Below are 20,592 nucleotides of genomic sequence, written 5' to 3'. Positions count from 1 at the left end.
TAAAAGCAGTCATTATTATTTTATAACATATATATTGATTTATAATTTAATCAATATTATTGATTATAGTTCACTTATGCTTTTTTCTTAATTTAATCAGTTGCTTACATTTGCTTTTCGAATTAAACATATAAGAGTAAATTATAGCATGGCTAATTTACTCTATATTTAATTAATATATAAATTTTTAATTTAGCGTGACAAAAATATTGGTTATGATTTATAAAGTTCTAAAAGAAGCAATAAAAAAAGAAGTCTTTATTTTATAAATTTACTAATGTGCTGTTATTATCGCCTTTAAAGGAAAGTTGAAATTAAATATTACTGATACTTTTTGATGTTGAACAATTAATGTGGGTAATAATCAGTCAGAAAATGAAGTTGTTATATCATCAATATAGGTAAAGTTAAGATGGATCTATAACCACAATTTGTCGAAAGCAAAACACGATATCAGCGAAGGTATTTGGAATTATTACCGCGAAATTCGACGTAAATGATCTAATGACGATTAACTCGATATATTTGTATGATGAGTACTTTTTTGGATATGGATAAGTTTAAACATAGTGCGATATTTATTATTTAATGTCGCACTATGTTAGTCGTGATACGGTTTAAATGAAGCCAAGCAGTCGTGCTTTTAAGAAGGCCGCTAACGTTTTGTTATCTTGGATTTGATTATCGATGATTTTTTGTTCTATTTCAGCAACAGAAAAAGTAACCACATCAATTATTTCGTCATCATCAAGCTTACCTTGAGTAGGGGTGAGCTCTTTAACAACATACAGATACTGAGTCTCGTCACAAAACCCAGGTACAGGTAATAACTCGCCTAAGAGATGCCATTGCTTTGCTGCGAGGTTAGTTTCTTCTGCTAACTCCCGTTGGGCAGACATTAAAATATCTTCATTAGGTTCAATCGTACCTGCTGGAAACTCAAGTAACCACCGTTTTACTGCTGGACGATATTGATGCACCATAACCAGATTACCGTTGCTATCAATAGGAATAATAACAACAGCACCTGGATGAATTAGCGTTGTAAAAGCTATCTCTCTACCATCTGGTAAAAGATGCGATTGCTCTTCAATACTGAAACATTTCCATTGGTAGTGCGTGATTTTTGTCATAATTATTCTCTATTCATTGGTAGCTATTTGATTATAACCCCAACGTTTTGCTCGCATCAATGCACTTTCTGCCTTGATATAGTCATAGCTAAAGTCTTGATATTCAATATTAGTAATACCAATACTAACGGTGATATTAATTTGATGTCCAGTTGTTAACTCTAATACCCATTGACCAATTTCATCTCGAATATTAATCGCAAATTGTTCGGCATTTTGAATATCTATATCAGGAAGAATGATACAAAACTCTTGGCTACTCAAGCGTGCGATATGCATGTTTTCTGCACACATTTTACGAAGACATTTTGCCAACATCATTAAGGTTTTATCTCCTGCATCTAGCCCGAAACGGTCGTTAACCTCTCTGAATTTATCAATGTTAATTAATAGCATGGATATATCACGACGATAACGCTTACAGCGGGATGATTCATTTTGATAAAGTGGCAATAACCCTTCGCGGTTTAATAATCCTGTTAGGAAATCGTTCGTCGTCGTTCTTTTTACTTGCAAAATTGCATCATATCGGTGACGAGATAATAAAAAAGCCATGACAAAGATAGTAGAGTAAGCACAAATATTTTGCAGCGCTGATGAGATCTGCATCTGTTTATTGGCTATCTCTGACACACTTAACACAATATATAGCATACCAAAAATACTACTATACCAAGTCGCCGTTCTGATTTGTAAAGCAAAAAAGCTCAGTAATGGAATGGTCAAGCCAATGGTATTACTAATATGACGAGCACCTGTAAAATAAAAACCACTAGAACAAACAAGTGTGGTTGCGATTAAAAAGATCCAAAAAAGAATAGTTGCTGAAAAGAGGGTTCGATTTAATGCTGCAAGGGTGTAACACAATGTCATGCCTAGTATTCCAACAAGTGTGAAATAGTGTCCTTGCTGTGAAACAAAATAAGTAAAAGCGATAATAGCGCAGATAGCGCCAGCAAAAGGGAATAACAATGAGAGTTGTTTTCTTAACGTTTTCTCACTAAGTTCAATATAAGCAAAGTTTGTTGCTTGGAGTTGAGTACTTTTAATCAGTGTAGCCATGATATGGAACAGACCCTTATAACATTACAAAAGTTAATGCAATACATAATGTATTATTATGCAGAGCATATCAGCATTGTGATTGATGTCTAATTATTTTTTTAATTTAATGTAAGTTAATATATTAGAAGGGGAATTTTTATTACAATTGTGCTTTTTGTTGGTTGTTTCGTCCTTTATTAAAGCTTTAATCGCAATTGTGGTAGATTATTTTGTATTCTATTTACGAATAAGTTGGTTGATTTTTAGATTGAATAATTAAAAATGAGATCTTCAGTCATGAATCTTTATTTGTGTTTGGTATATATTAAAGTCTCTATCAATGATTAGGAGCGACAATGTTTCCAGAATATAGAAGCTTAATTTCATCGCTAAAAGGGCATGATGCTCACTTTGATCGACTATTTAAAAAGCATAATGAATTAGATGATAAAATTAACGAAATGACATCTTCTAATGGTTTTGATGAGATGCTTATCGAGCAACTAAAAAAAGAAAAGCTATTGTTGAAAGATGAAATATTCGTTTATCTCCAACAAAAAGAACAATAATTGTTTAAAAAAGAGAAGCTTAGACTTCTCTTTTTGTTTTTTGATTATAAAATTATTGAGCTGATAGGAAAGTGTCGATTAAATCAGCAGTTACCGTTGGTTTTTCATTAGTAATGCCATGTGCCGTTTTTGGTAATACGACAATAGGCGCTTGAATGTATTTGCTAAGTTTTATACCGCTCTTTAGTGGAAATATTTGGTCATTTTCTCCCCAAATAAGCATGGTTTGCGGTAACTTTTTAGGATCATATTGCTGAATGCGATCTCTATCATTAGGTAGTGTTTGAATTAATTGTGTTCGTTGTGGCTTCCATTGTGAAAAATAATCAAGGTAAATTTGATTGGCAATAAAATCAGGAATGATCTTTTTTTCAATAAATACATTGTCGTAAAGACGTTTAACACCATCGCCATTGTTGGGTACAAATAACTCTTCTGGTGATTGAGTTCCTGCACGTTTAACTAAATCATTTAAATCTTGATCATTAAATAAAGGGCCAGGGCTAGCAATGATAACGGCTTTATTTATGCGCTCAGGTGTTAGCATCATGTCATAAGTAATAAAACCACCGTAAGATATACCTACGACATCAATATTATTTAACTTTAATCTATCAACCAATTGCCAAATAGCATTTGTTTGAGTGGCTAACTGAGCAGAGCTATTACTATAAGATTCACCAAACCACAGTAAATCAGGGGCAATAACATGGTATTTTTTACTTAGTTGCAGCATTTCTGCTTTCCACGTAGCAGCGGCTGTACCACCAAAACCATGTAAAAGCAGTAACGGCTGACCTTGGCCACCTTCCCAGTAAGTTAATTTACCACCTTGCTGGAGTGTCATCTGATGCTTGCTGAATCCTTCTTTTTTTAACGTTGATTGGTCATGTTCTGTTTTCCAACGTACCACTTCGCAGCCAGTAGCGACGAAAACAAGTGGTAATAGTAGAATAAGAGAATGCAGGAATCGTTTCATTGGTTACTCGAATGATAAAAAACAAATTATACACTGTTTTATTGTGTTGCAGTTAATTATATTAATAACGCTAACCCTAAAATAAATTTGTGAGCTGTATTTGTTTTTTTTGTAAAGATTATGTCAGAATTAAAAAATAATCTGATTAGTGCAGTTGCTAAATAAAGCAATCGATAGCATAATCTTTATCTATAATAAATATTTATACAATATCGTATTATTGCCATACGGATATGTATTAATATTTAGATTGAAACTACGTATTAACGACTAGGAGACACCATGCGTGTATTAGTTACTGGTGGCATGGGCTACATTGGTAGTCATACTTGTGTACAGATGATTGAAGCGGGTATGACCCCAATTATTGTTGATAATTTGTACAATAGTAAAGAAACAGTATTAGGACGCATTCATAGTCTAACGGGTGTGACACCAGCATTCTATAAAGGTGACGTTCGAGACCGTGAATTTTTAGATGGTGTGTTTGCCGAAAATGATATCGATGCTGTGATCCATTTTGCAGGATTAAAAGCAGTCGGTGAATCAGTAGAGAAACCACTTGAGTATTACGATAATAACGTTAGCGGTACATTAGTACTTGTTGAAGCGATGCGTACTGCTGGCGTAAATGCAATTATCTTTAGTTCATCAGCAACGGTTTATGGCGATCCTGCATCAGTGCCAATCACTGAAGATTTTCCAACTAGCGCAACTAACCCATATGGCCGTAGTAAGCTAATGGTAGAAGAGTGTCTTGCTGATATTCAACATGCATACCCTGAAATGAGCGTAACATTACTGCGTTACTTTAACCCAGTAGGTTCACATAAATCAGGTACTATGGGCGAAGATCCACAAGGTATTCCTAACAACCTAATGCCATTTATTTCTCAAGTCGCTGTTGGCCGTCGTGAGTTCTTATCTGTTTTCGGTGATGACTACCCAACAGTTGATGGTACAGGTGTACGTGATTACATTCATGTGGTTGATCTTGCTGATGGTCACCTTGCAGCATTAACACACAAAGGTCGTGAAGCAGGTTTACACATTTACAACCTAGGTACTGGTAACGGTAATAGTGTATTGCAAATGGCGAAAGCATTTGAAGTCGCTTCAGGTGTTGAGATCCCTTACAAAATAGCACCACGTCGTGCGGGTGATATTGCAGAATGTTGGGCTGATCCAGCAAAAGCAAAAGCGGAACTTAACTGGGAAGCTAAACTGACTCTAGACGACATGACACAAGATACATGGCGTTGGCAGTCAACTAATCCCGATGGTTACCCTGACGCAGAGTAAGTACATTTTGGATTGAATAAAAAAGGCGCTTAATAATAGCGCCTTTTTTTGTTTAAAAATAATGATTAGCGATTATTATTTTTGACGTTATATGTTTTCGCAAAAAAGAATATAGCTAAACTAAAGATTGCCCCAAGTGTATCGGCTAACATGTCTTTTTGAGCGTCCCAAATATCGCCTTGTGAGCCTAAAAATTCAATCCCTGCTTCGCCGCCAGCACTTGCTGCATACCACCATTCGACGATTTCATAAGCAGCCGCTGTTGACATTATGGCAAATAAACCAAATAACGCCGCAATAATAGGTTTGCAATGCCCTTTGCGAACTAAGAATTCAGCAATAGGAAAAGCATAAAAACCAATAGAAAAATGTGCGAATCGGTCAAAGTGGTTACGGTTAGAATCTAATAAATGGTTAACCCAGTCAAAAGGAACGTTAGCAAAAGTATAATGAGCACCAATATTGTGTAATATCAACCATATAGCCATTAAAGTATAAGCAAGATTACTAAATACAAAATAACGATAACTGAAGACTAAAAATAAGAACACTATCATAAGAGGAATAGCTTCTGCTATCCATACTGCGCGAAAAGCAGGATTGATCCCTAACGCAATAAAGAAGATGCTATAGCATAATGCTAACCATTTAGGGTATTTGTTCTCAATCATTTCAATTCCTTATAATAAACAATTGGATTAAAGAGTAACGTTTTTGCAATCTATATAGCAACAAAGATTATCAATGCGTTAACGTTAATGTGATGACTTATTTTAGGTTTTTTAAAATTGGTTTGTGTTATAATTTCCAGCTAATGTTTTCACAATATTGTGATATACATCATATTTGACAGTACACACTCATAGATTGAGTTGTTTTTACCGGAGCATCATTTTGCATTTTAAAGATCTTGGCTTAGACCCACGCCTACTAAAGAAACTAAATCATTTGGCGTTTGATCGAGCAACCGAAATTCAACAAACGGCAGTCCCTGTTGCTATTGCAGGCAAGGATATTTTAGCGTCGTCGAAAACGGGTTCCGGTAAAACTCTGGCATTTTTATTACCAGCGATGCAACGTATGTATCGTAGTAAGCCATTTACTCGTCGTGACCCACGTGTTTTGATTTTGACGCCAACACGTGAGTTAGCGAAACAAATTTTTGCACAATTACGTACGCTTAATGCTGGTACGCCTTACGATGGTACCTTGATTGTTGGTGGTGAAAACTTTAACGACCAAGTAAAAGCATTACGTAATGACCCAATGTTTGTGGTTGCAACACCTGGTCGTTTTGCTGATCACCTAGAGCACCGCAGTACACATCTGGATGGCTTAGAAATGCTGATCCTTGATGAAGCTGACCGTATGCTTGATCTTGGTTTTGAACCTCAACTACGTCGTATTAACGAAGCTGCAAATCACCGTCGTCGTCAAACATTAATGTTCTCTGCAACGATGGACCATGTTGATGTACTTGATATGGCATCTGAAATGCTAGATAACCCTAAGCGTATTTCAATTGGTCACTCAGCAGAAGAGCATACCGATATTACACAACGCTTTATTCTTTGTGATCACTTAGATCATAAACAAGCATTACTAGATAAAGTGCTTGAGGTTGAAAATTACAATCAAGTTATTATCTTTACAGCAACACGTGCTGATACCGATCGTTTAACTGCTGAATTGAACGAGCGTAAGCTTAAAGCGGTTGCACTGAGTGGTAACTTAAATCAAACCCAACGTAATAGCATCATGAGTCAGTTTGAGCGTAACTGCCATAAGATTCTGGTAACAACAGATATTGCATCACGTGGTCTTGATATCGATAGCGTATCATTAGTAATTAACTTTGATATGCCAAAACATGCTGAAGAATATGTTCACCGTGTAGGTCGTACTGGTCGTGCAGGTAATAAGGGTGATGCTGTTTCACTTGTTGGACCAAAAGACTGGAAGAGTTTTAAAGCGGTTGAAGCATTCTTAAAACAAAAGATTGAGTTCACCACAATTGAAGGCTTAGTGGGTAAGTTTAAAGGCCTTAAACCAGCACCGAAGAAGAAGTTTGTTAAGAAAACAACAACTAACACGACTACTGCAGCTAAACAAACTCACGCACCAAAAGCTAAAAAGAGAGTTGATAAGCGTTTTTACGAAAACCAAGCGGTGGGTAATGATGTATTTATCCCTAAGAAAAAACGTAATACAGATGTAAGTCAAGACGACCAATAATCATTATTGTATATATGATTACGTAACTTGTTCTTCGTTGTAGTGAGACATAAAAAAACCAGACCTAGCGTCTGGTTTTTTGTTATGCGTCTAAGTTAAATCCGCAATAGTATTAACTACAACTGTGCGATTAACGCAATTGGTAAACTTGACCTTCTTTATCTGCTTTAACAGCAGCAAAGCTTAATACAAATGGACCTTGTGCTTGAACTGTTGCAGGTAACGTTTGAATAGCTTGTTTTGCTTCTTCACGAGTAGCAAAATTACCGTAAGTTACTGCATACCAGTTACGACCTAATGCATGTTTCCAGTTAACCCAAATTGGTTGATTGCCAGTAATTGGCTGAAGATAACCACGCAGGTTACGCTCTTCACTTAATGCCAAAATCTGAACGGTAAAATGCGAAGGGTTAATATCACCAAATGCTTGATCATTTGTCATTGATTCTTCATCTGCAAGATGCGCATTGTCATTATCAATGTAGTCACTATCAACAACCGGCTCACTGGTTACCGTCGTCGCTGGTGCAACAGTTTCAGCGGGCTGTTGTTGTTGACATTGAAGGTTTTCATTATCAAGTTTAGATGGTAATAGGTAACCTGTATCACAAGGGCTGCTAGATGACGCACAACCAGATAATGCAAATAGACCCAAGACAACTGCTGCCTTTAGCGTACGAGATGCCATTGTTTTCTCCGAAGAATATTTAATGATTCATAAATGTGATATTGGTATTCATCAGTTTTGTGATGTAAATATCATCATTAACAAATGTCTTTATACTTAGGGTCTATTGTAGCTAAAAACGGCAAAATATTGACATGATAATTACACATTAATGATTAACTGAACGTTTTTTAAGCAAGTGAGTTATGCTAAATGAGAATACGTTATATTGCCCTAATAATTGATAGCGCCATATCGTTATATAGCTTTTTACTCTTTCATAGAGGTAAACAGTCTTTTTTAAAACACTAATCATTGGTTAACATATTAATAACAATTGATGTTTAATATGGATGATAATTATGAAAGCGTGGTTACTCAGAGTTAATGATCGTCAACGACGCATCATCGCAACAGTGATAGCAATGTTATTGGTTGGAGTATCATTAGTGACAACTGGGATCACCAGTGCATTATGTGATTTAAGCGCCTTTGCTATTTTAGCAGTTGTATTGTGGTTGAAAATGAGTGAACAGCGATTAAACAAAAACCATTATGAAGTGTTAACAGCTTCTAAAAAAGTCGTTATTGAGCCGTAATATCTGTCTATTCCCATTAGAGTTAAAGTAAGTCATATTGGAATAACCAGCCAAAATAAACACATTGTCATTACAATTAGTACAAGATAGCGAAACATAAACATAAACAGTTGTTTATATTACTATTTTTATTGATATATATTTTAATAAAGTGTGATTGAGTGCTAATTATTGCTTCTATATAAACTTTATTATCAGCACGAATTTTTACTGAATATAACTCAGTAATATAAGCGCTGTTATTAGGGAGTATAGATGTGTTTATTGTAGAATTTTTGATTGTACTTGTGTGTATATTAGTTGGTGCTCGAATCGGTGGTATCGGTTTGGGTGTGATGGGTGGTATCGGTCTTGCTATTTTAAGCTTTATTTTTGGTTTGCAACCAACCAGTCCACCAATTGATGTAATGTTAATGATCATGGCGGTTGTAGCAGCAGCAGCAGCAATGCAAGCAGCTGGTGGTCTTGAATACTTAATTAAAATTGCTTCAAACATTCTTCGTAAAAATCCTCGTCATATTACCTTTATTGCACCGTTAGTGACTTACATGTTTACTTTCTTAGCAGGTACAGGTCATGTTGCTTATTCAGTGTTACCTGTTATTGCAGAAGTTAGCCGCCGTAGTGGTATTCGTCCTGAGCGTCCATTAGGCATGGCTGTTATTGCCTCTCAGTTTGCGATTGTAGCAAGTCCTATTGCTGCTGCTGTTGTAGCACTTGTTGCATTTCTTGAACCACAAGGTATTACACTAGCTGATGTATTAATGGTGACTATCCCTGGTACATTCTGTGGTTTAGCACTTGCATGTGTTGTGGTAAATAAAATCGGTAAAGATCTGAAAGATGATCCAGAATACCAACGCCGCATGCAAGATCCTGCTTTCCGTCAGGAAATGGAACAAGAAATTAAAGTTGAAGAGATCGTTATTAAGCCAGAAGCAAAGAAAGCGGTTGGTTTATTCTTATTTGGTGCATTAGCGGTTGTTATCATGGGAGCATTTCCAGCACTGCGCCCTAACTTCAATGGATCAGCAATGGGTATGGCACACACGATCGAGATTGTGATGCTAGCGATTGCTGCATTGATCATTTTGATCTGTAAGCCAGATGGTAATGCGATCACTCAGGGATCTGTTTTCCACGCAGGTATGCGTGCGATTGTTGCGATCTTTGGTATCGCATGGCTAGGTGATACGTTTATTGCTGGCCACAGTGAAATGGTAAAAGATGCGGTATCAGGTTTAGTTGAAGTTGCGCCATGGACATTTGCATTTGCGTTATTTGCGCTATCAGTAATGGTAAACAGTCAAGGTGCAACAACTGCAGTGCTTGTACCTGTAGGGATCACTTTAGGCTTACCACCAGAAGTTATCATTGCAACCTTCGTTGCTGTTAACGGTTACTTCTTTATTCCTAACTATGGTCCAATTATCGCTTCGATTGATTTTGACCGTACAGGTACAACGAAGATTGGTAGTTATATCTTTAACCATAGCTTTATGATCCCAGGTTTATTAAGTATGGTCTTTAGTATTATCTTTGGCTTTATTTTTGCGAGTTTTGTTTTGTAATTAATGCGGTAAAGTCATTGTTTGATATCTCTTAATTAGTAACATCGACATGTTGCTAATGCCATTAAAATAAAAACCTCCATAATTTCTGGCGAGAAATGTGGAGGTTTTTTATTGCTTTTTTTTTGTGTGTGTCTTATTTATGAGAATAAGTAAATTTATATCTTCTATACTGTGATCAGTGTTGTGTGGAGCTCGGTGTGGATAATTGAGCTTTATTTACTATTTTAATTCCCGTAAAGGAGTTAGATATGAAGATCATAAAAAGATATTCAATTTTTAGCTATATCTTTGCTTTTTTAGGTGTTTTTAACAGTGATGTTTTTGCATCAACGCCGCCCGGACCGCCGCCACCACCAATTTACCCTATCAATGAAAATGTGATTGATACGATAACGGTTCATCCAGAGCTAAGTAAATCGCAATTAGATAGTCTGATGAAACAAAAGCTGCGCCCTAATCGTGGTTTAACTCATTTTATACCGACTAAAATTTATGTTAAATCAGGAGAATATTTACGTTTAAGTCCAGAGCCTAATCGTGGTGTTTCTGTATGTATTAATAATTTAGAAACAAAAATATTATGTCAGCAGCGTGTAACATTTAACTATAGTTCAGATTTTTATCTAAAAGCGAAGGTTGATGGCGAGGTTTATATTGAAAATTTATTAAAGAGTGATGATAACGTTACAACTGTGACCATAACGGGAGGACATGAAATGCCGGTCTTCCGTTTAGGAGATCATACTGATAATGATTTTGTTGCGATGCTAAATGAAGCGACAACGCCAAATATTCATTTGATGTCACCAACCATGATCATCACGGGACCCATTGCGAAATTTAAATCTTACGGCGTGACCGATCCGACAGCGTTAATGGAAGGATGGGAAAACATTATTACTTGGGGACAACAAGATTACGGATTTTCATCTGATTTAGCACCAAATCATCAGCCAATGTCTCATAAAGTACTATTTCTAGATGTCGGTGAAGAAGGTAGTGGTTTAATGTTTGCTACTCGATATCATTTAGGAACAGGCACTGATTATGCCTTTAATCGTGTTGTTAAAACGAGCATTTTACTTACCGATGATGGTTGGGGACCTTGGCATGAATATGGACATACACTACAACCTTTCTATATGCAATTTAAGGGAATGACAGAGGTAACGACTAATATTACCTCACAAAAGGTGAAGAAAGCATTAGGTTATAACAGCCAACTAGAAGACCGTTGGGATAGCCAAATATTTCCCTACTTAGAACAACCTAATGATATAAAAGATTATTTTAACGATGATATCCGTTTGTTGACGAAATTAGGTATGTTTTGGCAGTTAGATCTTGCTTTTGGACCTCGATTTTATCAGCGTATGAGTATCATTATGCGTAATGCCTATCAGCAAGATCCAACGTTATATAATGATAATTTTGATACCCTCGTACAACGATTTATTCGTGTGGCAAGTTTGACAACGGGTTATGATTTGCGAGATTACTTTATTCAGTGGGGAGTCTCGATTAGTGATGAAACTCAAGCTGAGATGAATGACTATGTTAACTTAGCGTCATCGGCTAATTTGTGGAAAAATACTGATTTAGTTACGGTTGAGAAAAATCATGAATTTGGACGTGATGTCGCTATTCATTATCGCCATAGACAAGAGAAAATAAAGTTAACTTATGATTATTTCCGTACTTGGCTACCAAATCAGCGTGCTACTGTTTATCTTAATAACCGTTATATTGGTGAAATTGAAAATAATCAAAGTGAGCAGTTTACAATTAAATTAGATCAAGAAAATGCCTTAGTTAAAGCGGTATTAAAACAACCTTTAAATCGTGGTGATAAAATTAAAGTTGTTTTTGAAGCGCCACAAAGTGATACCGCGACATACAAATATAAAGTTAATGATATACGTATGTGGGCTAATTCAGATAAAGATAAAATCACAGTGAAGGTTAAACGTAGTCGTTTTAACCAAGATGATTTTAGTTTGCATGCATATTCAAATGGTTATCTTATTTTTAGTTGTGGAAATAATGCTTGTGAGCATGCAGATGTCACGTTTAGAAACAATAAAGTTATTATTTCTAAACAGTTTCAATTAACACCTAATCAACCTGTTACTGTGGTTATTGGTAAACAAAATAGCCAGTTAGAAAATGTTATTTATGCGAATTAATAAATTATATTATTTATTATAGAAAATTAAAGGGTATTGGCGTCAGGGATGACGCCAATAATTTTATTAAGTAGAGTATTATTTAGTTTTGTAAATAGTATTACCTTCTTTGATAGTTTCGACAATCTTAATATCTTTAATTTTTGTGGGCTCAATGGTGAGAGGGTTATTATCCAGAATAACCATATCCGCAAGTTTTCCTACCTCAAGCGAGCCCTTGTTCATCTCTTCGTTATATTGTTCTGCAGCCCAAATAGTCATCGCTTTTAAGCCTTCAAGTGGTGTGATTTGCTGTGTTTCACCGATAACTTGATTGCTTCGTGATAACCGATTTACAGCAGATGAAAGCATCATCATTTGATCTAAAGGTGCAACAACAAAATCAGTATGATTGGTTGGGTGAAGGCCGATATCAATAGCATCTCGCATTGGACTTATATAGTCAGTCTGTTTTTTGCCACGATTTTTAAGATGAGCGTCTGCAAAATAGTAAGTATGTAGGGTATAGAAAGAAGGGCGGATCTTATATTGTTTAAATTTACTCAATTGATCTTTACGCGCAAATTGCGCATGGATCATCGTAATGTCACGATCTTTAGTCAGATCATCCTTGGCTACTGATTGGTGTGCTTCAAAAAATGCATCAATCGCACCATCACCGTTAGCATGTAAATTTAAAGGCACATTTAAGTCATAGACTTTTTTAACCATTTTATTAATTGTGTCTTGTGGAAAGGTCAATTCACCCATCCAATTTTTTTCTCCTGCAGGGCCTCCTGCTAAATATGGGGTTGTAAATCGTGCTGTTCGCCCTTGAGGTGAACCATCAACGGTAACTTTAACGCCACCAACTTTAAGACGATTATTATATTGCAGCCATTTATCAACGGGGTACTTAGCTAAAATTGCATCTACATCGGTAATAAAGGGATAAACGATAATATCAATAATATTGGCGTTAGCATCAGATGCACGTTTAATAGTTTCAAATTGATTTAAATGGGTTGCGCCTTCATGAGCGGTGGTAATACCATTTTGAGCATACAATTTTTGGCCTGCTTTAGTGGCTTTAATTTCCTCTTCTGGCGACATTACTTCAGCTTGAGCAAGCACAGGAAGATACGCTGTTTCCATGATTAACCCAAATGGCTCATTGGTGCCTTCTTTACGTACGATAACGCCACCAGCAGGTGTTTCGGTTTGATCACTATAACCATATTTTTTTAAAGCAAGACTGTTCATTACTGTACCATGCATAGAGACATGGTCGATACGTACAGGGTTATCAGGAAAAACTTTATCGATATCGTCACGATTAAGTAAGCGACCATTTGGCATCACGGTATCATCATAACCATAAGCAATAATCAATTCGCCCTTAGGGATCTTATGCTCGTCAGCATATTGCTTAATTGTTGCAAGAATACTATCAACATCTTTACCTGTTCCTGATGGTGGGGCATAGACTTGTGCTTGATCAGCAACCTGTAATGAGTTGAAATAATGGCTATGAGCATCAATAAAGCCGGGTAATAAACTTTTACCTTCTAAGTCGATGAGCTTCGTTTGCTGTGATTTAAATGTGTTGTTAATCGTACTGGTATCACCTACTGCAATGATTTTTCCATCTTTAATAGCGATAGCTTGCACAGAGGGTTGAGCATCGTTCATAGTAATAATATTACCGCCACTATAAATAGTATCAGCACTCACCGCCGGCTCTTTTGCATGACAATTCATCGCTAATAATGACGAGATTAAAGCTGACATCAGTTTCAATTGTGAAGTTTTCATTGATTACATCCGTGTTAAGAAAATAAAAATACCGTTATATATATTATTAGCACTAACCATTTAAAATGCTTCAATTTATCAAAAAAACCGTATAGAGAAGTATTAATAACCGTAGCAATGAAGGATTTGTGATATGAGGGATACAAAAAAGCCAGACGTTATATCTGGCTTAAAAGAGTGTTCTCAATCTAACGTTGATTTATTAAAGAAATAACTCGATATAGGTTAATGAAGCAGCACCAATGGCTAGCCAAAGTACAACACCTAATAATAATGGTTTGTGTCCAGCATTACGTAATTTACTCACTGTAATACCTGAACCAATCAAGAATAGACACACGACCAATAAACGCTTTGATGCATCAAAAATTAGCATATAGGTGGAGTGAAATTGTGGTACAAAATGAGCCACTAAAATAGCAAGGCAATAAAAGACAATAAAATATGGGATGCCAATTTTCTTACTGTCGCCTTTAAACATTAACGCACTGCCAAACGCAACAGGAATGATCCATAGTGCGCGAGCAAGCTTAAGTGTAGTTGCTGTTTTTAAGGCTTCATCGCCATATGATCCCGCCGCACCAACAACCGATGATGTATCGTGGATTGCAATTGCAGCCCAAGTACCAAACGCATGTTGACTCATCTCAAGCAAATGACCAATAGCAGGGAAAAGGAACAGTGCCGCAGCATTAAGTACAAATACCGTTGCTAAAGCCAATGATGTTTGATCATCACGAGCATTAATGGCTGGTGATACTGCGGCAATAGCACTACCACCACAAATAGCCGTACCAGCTGCAATTAAATGACCCGTTTTTTTATCAAGTTTTAGAAAATGGGTTGCGAGCCAGCCTAAAAACAAGGTAAAGAAGATCGAAGATATAATCAGTCCAAGTCCTTGACGGCTAGCTTCAATTGCTTCATTTAAATTAATCCCAAACCCTAAACCAATAATGGAGTATGACAAAAGTTTTTTGGTCAAGGCGGCAAGATTAAATTGTGTTGGCACTAAACCGAAACTGGCTAAAGTAAAACCAAGGATTAATGCAATTGGTGAACTAATAAAAGGTGCTAAACATATCACTGCAGTAATGATAAAGATAAAATCTATGGGTCTAATCTTATGATTTAAGGTCATTTTTATGGTTAATATCGGTTCATTGATAAGATCTTAAATTATACGCATGTCATTCTATTTAGGTGAGTTAAATATATTTAAACGAGGGTTAAGAGTAACTTAATATATGGCTACTATCTGTAAGGTTATTATTTTTTTTGCCAAGTGCCATCACTGTCTTGATAGTAATTTCCTAGCTGGGTTTTTTCGACTGCTTTAAAATAAGCACGCTGTTTTACATCAATGAGAGATAAATCATGAGACTGACTAATTGCATTATAGGTATTTTGACGATGGTTATTAACCGTTTTTATTAATTGAGAAACATCAGCACGATGGTTTGCATTAATTACAGCAATAAAACCATTATTAGCCTCGCCAACCAGTCCTTGTTGCTTCGCTTGCTGTAAATTAAGAGCCAAAGCCGAATCTGAAAACAAAGCCATCAAACAACAGCTAAAGATGATTGGTTTCATGATGGATTACCTTACTAAAAGAAAAGTGTAAAATTAAAATGTCTCTTTATTATCAAAAAGTTGCTCTATTTCTTTATCTACTTTTATTTTAATTTCATGCTCAATCTTAACGTTAAGATTAACCTCAATAGGTTTATCCGATGTAGCAACTTGTATTGTTGGTGTACAGCCATTGAGTAAGAGCAGCGTAATCATGAGTGCTATGCCATAGAGCGTAGATAGGAGCGATGTTTTTTGCAAACTATTCATGGTGATAACCTTTTACATAATTAGTACTGATTAAAATGGTCACTGATTTTTTGTTCGATATCAGAAGCATTGATCATGTTAATTGTTTTAATGAGCTCTAGAATATTATCTTCAACCGCTAAGTTGATATTGATAGGGCGACCATACTGAAAATCAGGGTTATAGCCTTTAAAATGGGCTTGAGTGTCTAACACTCCATCTCTAGCGTAGTTAACTTTAATGGCGAGAGTACGATAATGATAATTTTTAAGGATCTCACTCACCATTAACGGACTATGATGACCCGCAGCTTTAACTTTATTATCAATAATCGAGCCATCTAGATAACGTAATACTCCACCAGGATGGCGAGATTGAAGTACGCCACCATGGATCTCAGGTTTACCATCAATAAATGAGATTGGAATTGTGCCATCAAGGATCCCTGTAAACTCGATCCCATCATGATCAATAACATCGGTTATTTTTTCAATGTTGAGTCCAAATACTGTAATAGGGATCGTACTTAAATGACGATCGTTAGTACGGTGGATACCATGTGCGCTGATACTGCCGCCAAATAAATTGGCTGAAATTCGATGTAACGTATATTGATCTGCTTGAGTGTCAAAATCGATAATTAAACTTGGTTTTGTTAACCAAACGCCAACGTCAAGTTGTTGAGCAAATAAAGCCATTGGACGTAGACTACGAATCCCCTCAGGTGAAAAAGCTGTATACAGGCTGCTATTAAGTTGAGTTACTTTAATGTCACGATAATGACCAGAAAGGTGGTTGGTAGCGATATTAGCCGTGCCTGTTAATTGATTATTACGATCAATAACAAACGATGCGCTGGTGGTGATACTGCCGTCTGTAATATCAATCGGTAACGATAACGCCGAAAAGTAATAATTCTTTAAGCTATGTTTTTGAGTAAAAGAGACCGTTCGATGGTGTAGTTTTACGTTGGTTTTTTTAGCAATTAAATCTGCATTAATATCGACTTGCGCTAATATATCATCATAAGGATTGGCTAAGGTTGTTTTAACGTTAAGCGCATTATTAGCTAACAGAAAATGACCATGAAGGTTAGTTGGCGGTAGCACTTGCTGCTGGTTACGTTGTGCCGCTGACATTGTTATTTTGAAATCACTGCTGAGAGTTAGTGGTTGTGGTGACGGTTTAGCGATTGCAGTGCTGATTGCTGTATCATTGTTAAATAAAAACGCATGGCGTAATAAGAATTTACTGACTTTCACATTTAATTGGGTTTTATAGTCTGCTGCCTGAGATTTTTTTGTCGATTGGTGACGAGCATATAATTGAGCACTTAATTGTGCCTGAGTATTTTTAGGCTGATAAAGTGTTAATGCGAGTCGATCATCTTGTTTTTCAAAAATACCGATTAATTGTTTTAAACTGAAATCAATGTCCTTACTGTTGCTATTGGCTAAGGTTGGAATACCTGCGAAAGTCAGCTTTTTAGCTTGTAAACGGGTCTGTTGCAGTTGGGAAACTAAATAGTTATTAGCCCAGGTCGCTTTTACCTTTGAATTAAATACAACGTCATTAATTTTACTGTCAATAATCGGTTGTAGGCTATTAATACTGGCACTGATGTTGGCATCGATGTGACATTGTAAATTAGGGTACAAACAGTTGAGATCATCAATAAAGAAATGTAATGCCGACTTCGTTTTAGCATTTTTAAAGCTAATAGTTTCGTTTTTATCGCTTAAAGCAACGCGGAATAATTCATTTTTATAATTGACCTTAAAGTTTATTTTACCATCACTATTCATTTGAATATTAGCAACATGCTTTGGTTGGTTATGGTGGCTATCATGATTGCGTTGATCATTTAAAAAAGGTGCAGCAAAGGCATATTTGTTGAGTTCAATCGCAAAAGAAGCGGGTAACTCAATGCCAACAAGGTAGTGTGCATCAACAATTTTATTATCTCTGACCATAGGTTGTGCTTTGTTAGATAAGCTGCTGACGATTTGTTTAGCATAGAAACGTAGCGGCCCATTTATTTTTGCATTTGGCACATCTTTGAGCCCTAAACGGTCGGTAAATTCTTTGGTATTTTTAAAATTGGCATTGCAGTTTAAGTATTGTGGCAACGGTTGTTGAAAAATAATCTTAGCATCACAATTAAGGCTATTACCATCACTGCGAGTCATAATGGTATGTACTCGCGCATCTGTTTTTGATAAATGGTGAATATTGACCTCAAGTTGATACGGATTTGGAGCTAACGCTTTTCCTCTGACAATAAAACGTGCTTTGGTTTTATTTTCTGCTGCGATATTTAAATCTTTTGCCTGCTGTTCTATTTTATGGCGAGCTTGTTCTCGATGTTGACGTTGCTGCTTATGGTGGGCTTTTTCAGCCGCTGTTTTTTTGGGTGGGGATTGGTTGTGATCGTTATCTGCTATTGGTTCATCTATTGCTGTAGAAGCTGTAGAAGCTGTAGAAGCTGTAGAGTTAGTTGTTGTTAGTGATGCCTGCGTGAGTGGTGTCTCTAAAATTACTCTAGCATCAATTAATAAATCACCGTAAGTAAATGACTTTATTTTAAATTTATTTACAGGTAAACGGGCAAGGTTAGCGATAGTTTGTCCAAGATGAAATCCTTTACTATCGATATCAGTACGACTAACAAATTCGGGAAGGTATTTGGGCTGTTCTAACTTGGCAGTTTTAGCGATTAACTTCATTGTCGGTAAACTGTTTTTAAGATCAAACGCTAACGATAATTTGGTAATAATTTGCTCAGGTAAAGTGTTATTGAGGGTTTCCCATTCAGGCAGCAGCGCACCAATAGTTACCGCAACAGGGGTTTGCTCGTCTTGCCACGCAATAGAAAATTGACTGTCAGTGAAGCGTAACGGGTAATGGGGCGATGGCTGGTAATGTGGAAAGAATAAATTTAATCGGCCTTTTTCAGAATGACCAGAGATCACCAAGTGTGGACTGTTGCTGATCGTAACATCAACTTGTTCAATAATTTGTGTTGCAGCGGGCTCTTTACCATCACTGTGTGCGGCAGAGGCTGTTACCTTACGGGCATGGGCATTAATGGCTAATGGAGAGGAAAAATCAACAAATTTAAATGTCGCATCAAAAAAATGAATATAACGCAGGAAGATGTCTTGTTTCTCAAGCATTGTTGTCGCGGCTGGCGAAAGCTCGATTTCATATTTCTTGGCAAACAGACGATAACTGCCTTCATCAATAGGGTTATTAGGATCGACACTGTGGCGCAGAGAAAGGTTATGAAAGGTGACATTGTAATCAAAAACCCGTAACGAAATCAGCTCTGCGCGCACATCACCATCATAACGGAGCCCTTTAAGTCCCGTTACTGTAATACCATTGATACTTAGCCATATAAAACCAACAATAGGTGCGAGTAAGAGCAGCACCAATAACGATAAACCCAGCTTAGTGTGAGTACGTAACCGTGGCGGTCGAGAATTTGCTGGTGGTGCTGGCTCAGTGTTTGATGAGCGAGATTTCACTACGATAGATCACCTTTTCATAAAAGAATGTTTCAATGGTAGCAATAAGTTACTCAGTTAACTGAAATATTCACCATTCGCGGTATATCTAGACATAATAATGAGTCTATCATTGCTATGTTGTTGACAAAAATCATTCAATACCATTTGCCAGTAAAATGACTAACTATGCTTTTGGTTATAAAAAACGCGGGTTTATAGTTTTCACTTTGAGTAATTATTCATTTTAATTGTCTAAATAATAAAGCCAACCTTTGTGAGTGGTTGAAAATGTTGCTTGGCATGATTGCTGTCGTTGTTGTCGTTGCGCAATCGAATAATTATCAAACAAACGTTGGTAGCGTGCAGGGTTACTACCATACACCAGACATAAAATACGTTGGTAACGCTGTTGATTAAGCGCATGTTGTTGAATGAACGGATTGTTCTTAAGGGCAGATTGATTGAATGCATCGATACTAAATAAGAGGTTTGAGTTAATCGCTATTTCATCACCTCTATCAATATCATTAAGCAGTAAAATCGTCACAAAATTATCAACGGTATTTTCGCTGTAGCCTAATATCGGTATCGCGCGATCAAGAATATAGACATGACCAATTTCATAGAGCAATGTTAGTAATAGTGCATCAGTAGTCGCTTGATAACGTTGTTGTTGTGTTGGGTAACGATCACTATCTGTCACATGTTGTAAGAGTTGAGTAATATACTGGTAAGGGATCTGAATTAGCTGCTGAGTCGAATTATAATAAGGCCCTTTATTACCACCAAATACGATGTCTAAGCTCGGCGCAAAAATAAAACGGGTTTGGCTCAAGTGCTTTATTGTCGCTAGCATAGATGAATGTTGGACAATATCTTTTGCTTGTTGTTGCTGTGGCGTAGATGGGGTATGAAACACAAAATTTACTGTTGCAACTGGATCTAATGCCAAACCATAACGTCCACCTGTGGGTTGTTCTGTTCCTGCGTAACTTAGGTTAGATATTAATAGGCTGGCAAGTAAACATGCGATACGCATCTTTATATTCACGCTATCACCTCGTAACTGCTATTGATGTATCATAGTTGATAATTATAGCGGATGAGATGGAATGTAACGCTGCAAAACAATAAAAAGGCACTATTAATAACTATCAATAGTGCACTGTGTGTT

General features: G+C 36.5%; 17 protein-coding genes. 6 read left to right on the top strand and 11 right to left on the bottom strand.

Features of this window, described 5'->3' with window-relative positions; genetic code table 11:
• Positions 1-617: 617 nt before the first annotated feature.
• Together PAND9192_RS07490 and PAND9192_RS07485 are read right to left on the bottom strand one after the other, a co-directional pair.
• Complete coding sequence (locus tag PAND9192_RS07490; protein ID WP_087853238.1) at positions 618-1,133, bottom strand: NUDIX hydrolase; 516 nt, start codon at positions 1,131-1,133, stop codon at positions 618-620.
• Positions 1,134-1,142: 9 nt separating this feature from the next.
• Entirely contained in the window at positions 1,143-2,195 is a 1,053-nt protein-coding gene (locus PAND9192_RS07485; protein ID WP_087853237.1) for a GGDEF domain-containing protein, read from the bottom strand.
• A 338-nt stretch (positions 2,196-2,533) separates the two neighbouring features.
• On the opposite strand from PAND9192_RS07485, the gene PAND9192_RS07480 reads away from it, so the two are divergent.
• Entirely contained in the window at positions 2,534-2,746 is a 213-nt protein-coding gene (locus tag PAND9192_RS07480; protein WP_087820258.1) for an HP1242/YdcH family protein, read from the top strand.
• Positions 2,747-2,798: 52 nt separating this feature from the next.
• On the opposite strand, the gene PAND9192_RS07475 is transcribed toward PAND9192_RS07480, so the two are convergent.
• Positions 2,799-3,725, bottom strand: a complete 927-nt coding sequence (locus tag PAND9192_RS07475) for an alpha/beta fold hydrolase (RefSeq protein WP_087853236.1) — start codon at positions 3,723-3,725, stop codon at positions 2,799-2,801.
• A gap of 282 nt (positions 3,726-4,007) precedes the next feature.
• Here PAND9192_RS07475 and galE point away from each other — a divergent pair, with 282 nt between their 5' ends.
• Positions 4,008-5,027, top strand: coding sequence for a UDP-glucose 4-epimerase GalE (galE, locus tag PAND9192_RS07470; protein WP_087853235.1), 1,020 nt, complete (start codon positions 4,008-4,010; stop codon positions 5,025-5,027).
• A gap of 65 nt (positions 5,028-5,092) precedes the next feature.
• On the opposite strand, the gene PAND9192_RS07465 is transcribed toward galE, so the two are convergent.
• Positions 5,093-5,698: a DUF2238 domain-containing protein gene (locus PAND9192_RS07465; protein WP_087853234.1), complete on the bottom strand. Its 606-nt coding sequence runs from the start codon at positions 5,696-5,698 to the stop codon at positions 5,093-5,095.
• A 223-nt stretch (positions 5,699-5,921) separates the two neighbouring features.
• Here PAND9192_RS07465 and PAND9192_RS07460 point away from each other — a divergent pair, with 223 nt between their 5' ends.
• The gene (locus tag PAND9192_RS07460; RefSeq protein WP_087853233.1) at positions 5,922-7,262 is read left to right on the top strand and encodes a DEAD/DEAH box helicase; all 1,341 of its coding nucleotides are present in this window, start codon (positions 5,922-5,924) and stop codon (positions 7,260-7,262) included.
• A gap of 130 nt (positions 7,263-7,392) precedes the next feature.
• Here PAND9192_RS07460 and PAND9192_RS07455 read toward each other — a convergent pair whose 3' ends face one another.
• Entirely contained in the window at positions 7,393-7,950 is a 558-nt protein-coding gene (locus tag PAND9192_RS07455; protein ID WP_087853232.1) for an SPOR domain-containing protein, read from the bottom strand.
• 341 nt (positions 7,951-8,291) lie between these two features.
• On the opposite strand from PAND9192_RS07455, the gene PAND9192_RS07450 reads away from it, so the two are divergent.
• The 3 genes from PAND9192_RS07450 (at position 8,292) to PAND9192_RS07440 (ending at position 12,288) form a co-directional block, all read left to right on the top strand.
• Entirely contained in the window at positions 8,292-8,528 is a 237-nt protein-coding gene (locus PAND9192_RS07450) for a hypothetical protein (RefSeq protein ID WP_087853231.1), read from the top strand.
• Positions 8,529-8,785: 257 nt separating this feature from the next.
• Complete coding sequence (locus PAND9192_RS07445) at positions 8,786-10,099, top strand: anaerobic C4-dicarboxylate transporter family protein (RefSeq protein WP_087820252.1); 1,314 nt, start codon at positions 8,786-8,788, stop codon at positions 10,097-10,099.
• 251 nt (positions 10,100-10,350) lie between these two features.
• A complete protein-coding gene (locus PAND9192_RS07440; protein WP_087853230.1) occupies positions 10,351-12,288 on the top strand; it encodes a M60 family metallopeptidase in 1,938 nt (645 codons plus the stop codon).
• A gap of 78 nt (positions 12,289-12,366) precedes the next feature.
• Here PAND9192_RS07440 and PAND9192_RS07435 read toward each other — a convergent pair whose 3' ends face one another.
• The 6 genes from PAND9192_RS07435 to PAND9192_RS07410 all read right to left on the bottom strand — a co-directional run bounded on the left by PAND9192_RS07435 (position 12,367) and on the right by PAND9192_RS07410 (position 20,469).
• Positions 12,367-14,082 carry an amidohydrolase gene (locus PAND9192_RS07435; RefSeq protein WP_200817789.1) on the bottom strand — a complete coding sequence of 572 codons (1,716 nt, stop codon included), beginning with the start codon at positions 14,080-14,082 and terminating at the stop codon, positions 12,367-12,369.
• A 202-nt stretch (positions 14,083-14,284) separates the two neighbouring features.
• Positions 14,285-15,223: a YeiH family protein gene (locus PAND9192_RS07430; RefSeq protein WP_087853229.1), complete on the bottom strand. Its 939-nt coding sequence runs from the start codon at positions 15,221-15,223 to the stop codon at positions 14,285-14,287.
• A gap of 128 nt (positions 15,224-15,351) precedes the next feature.
• Positions 15,352-15,678, bottom strand: coding sequence for a YdbL family probable chaperone protein (locus PAND9192_RS07425; protein WP_087853228.1), 327 nt, complete (start codon positions 15,676-15,678; stop codon positions 15,352-15,354).
• Between the two features lie 33 nt (positions 15,679-15,711).
• A complete protein-coding gene (locus PAND9192_RS07420) occupies positions 15,712-15,927 on the bottom strand; it encodes a YnbE family lipoprotein (RefSeq protein WP_087844498.1) in 216 nt (71 codons plus the stop codon).
• A 20-nt stretch (positions 15,928-15,947) separates the two neighbouring features.
• Entirely contained in the window at positions 15,948-19,436 is a 3,489-nt protein-coding gene (locus PAND9192_RS07415; protein ID WP_087853227.1) for an intermembrane phospholipid transport protein YdbH family protein, read from the bottom strand.
• A gap of 226 nt (positions 19,437-19,662) precedes the next feature.
• Positions 19,663-20,469, bottom strand: coding sequence for a DUF4344 domain-containing metallopeptidase (locus PAND9192_RS07410; protein ID WP_234999012.1), 807 nt, complete (start codon positions 20,467-20,469; stop codon positions 19,663-19,665).
• Positions 20,470-20,592 lie beyond the last annotated feature (123 nt).

Source organism: Photobacterium andalusiense (genome assembly GCF_900185625.1).
In the GTDB taxonomy this organism is placed as follows: Bacteria; Pseudomonadota; Gammaproteobacteria; order Enterobacterales; family Vibrionaceae; genus Photobacterium; species Photobacterium aquimaris.
The sequence above is the reverse complement of the archived record's forward strand: the minus strand, read 5'-3'. Positions and strand labels throughout refer to the sequence as shown.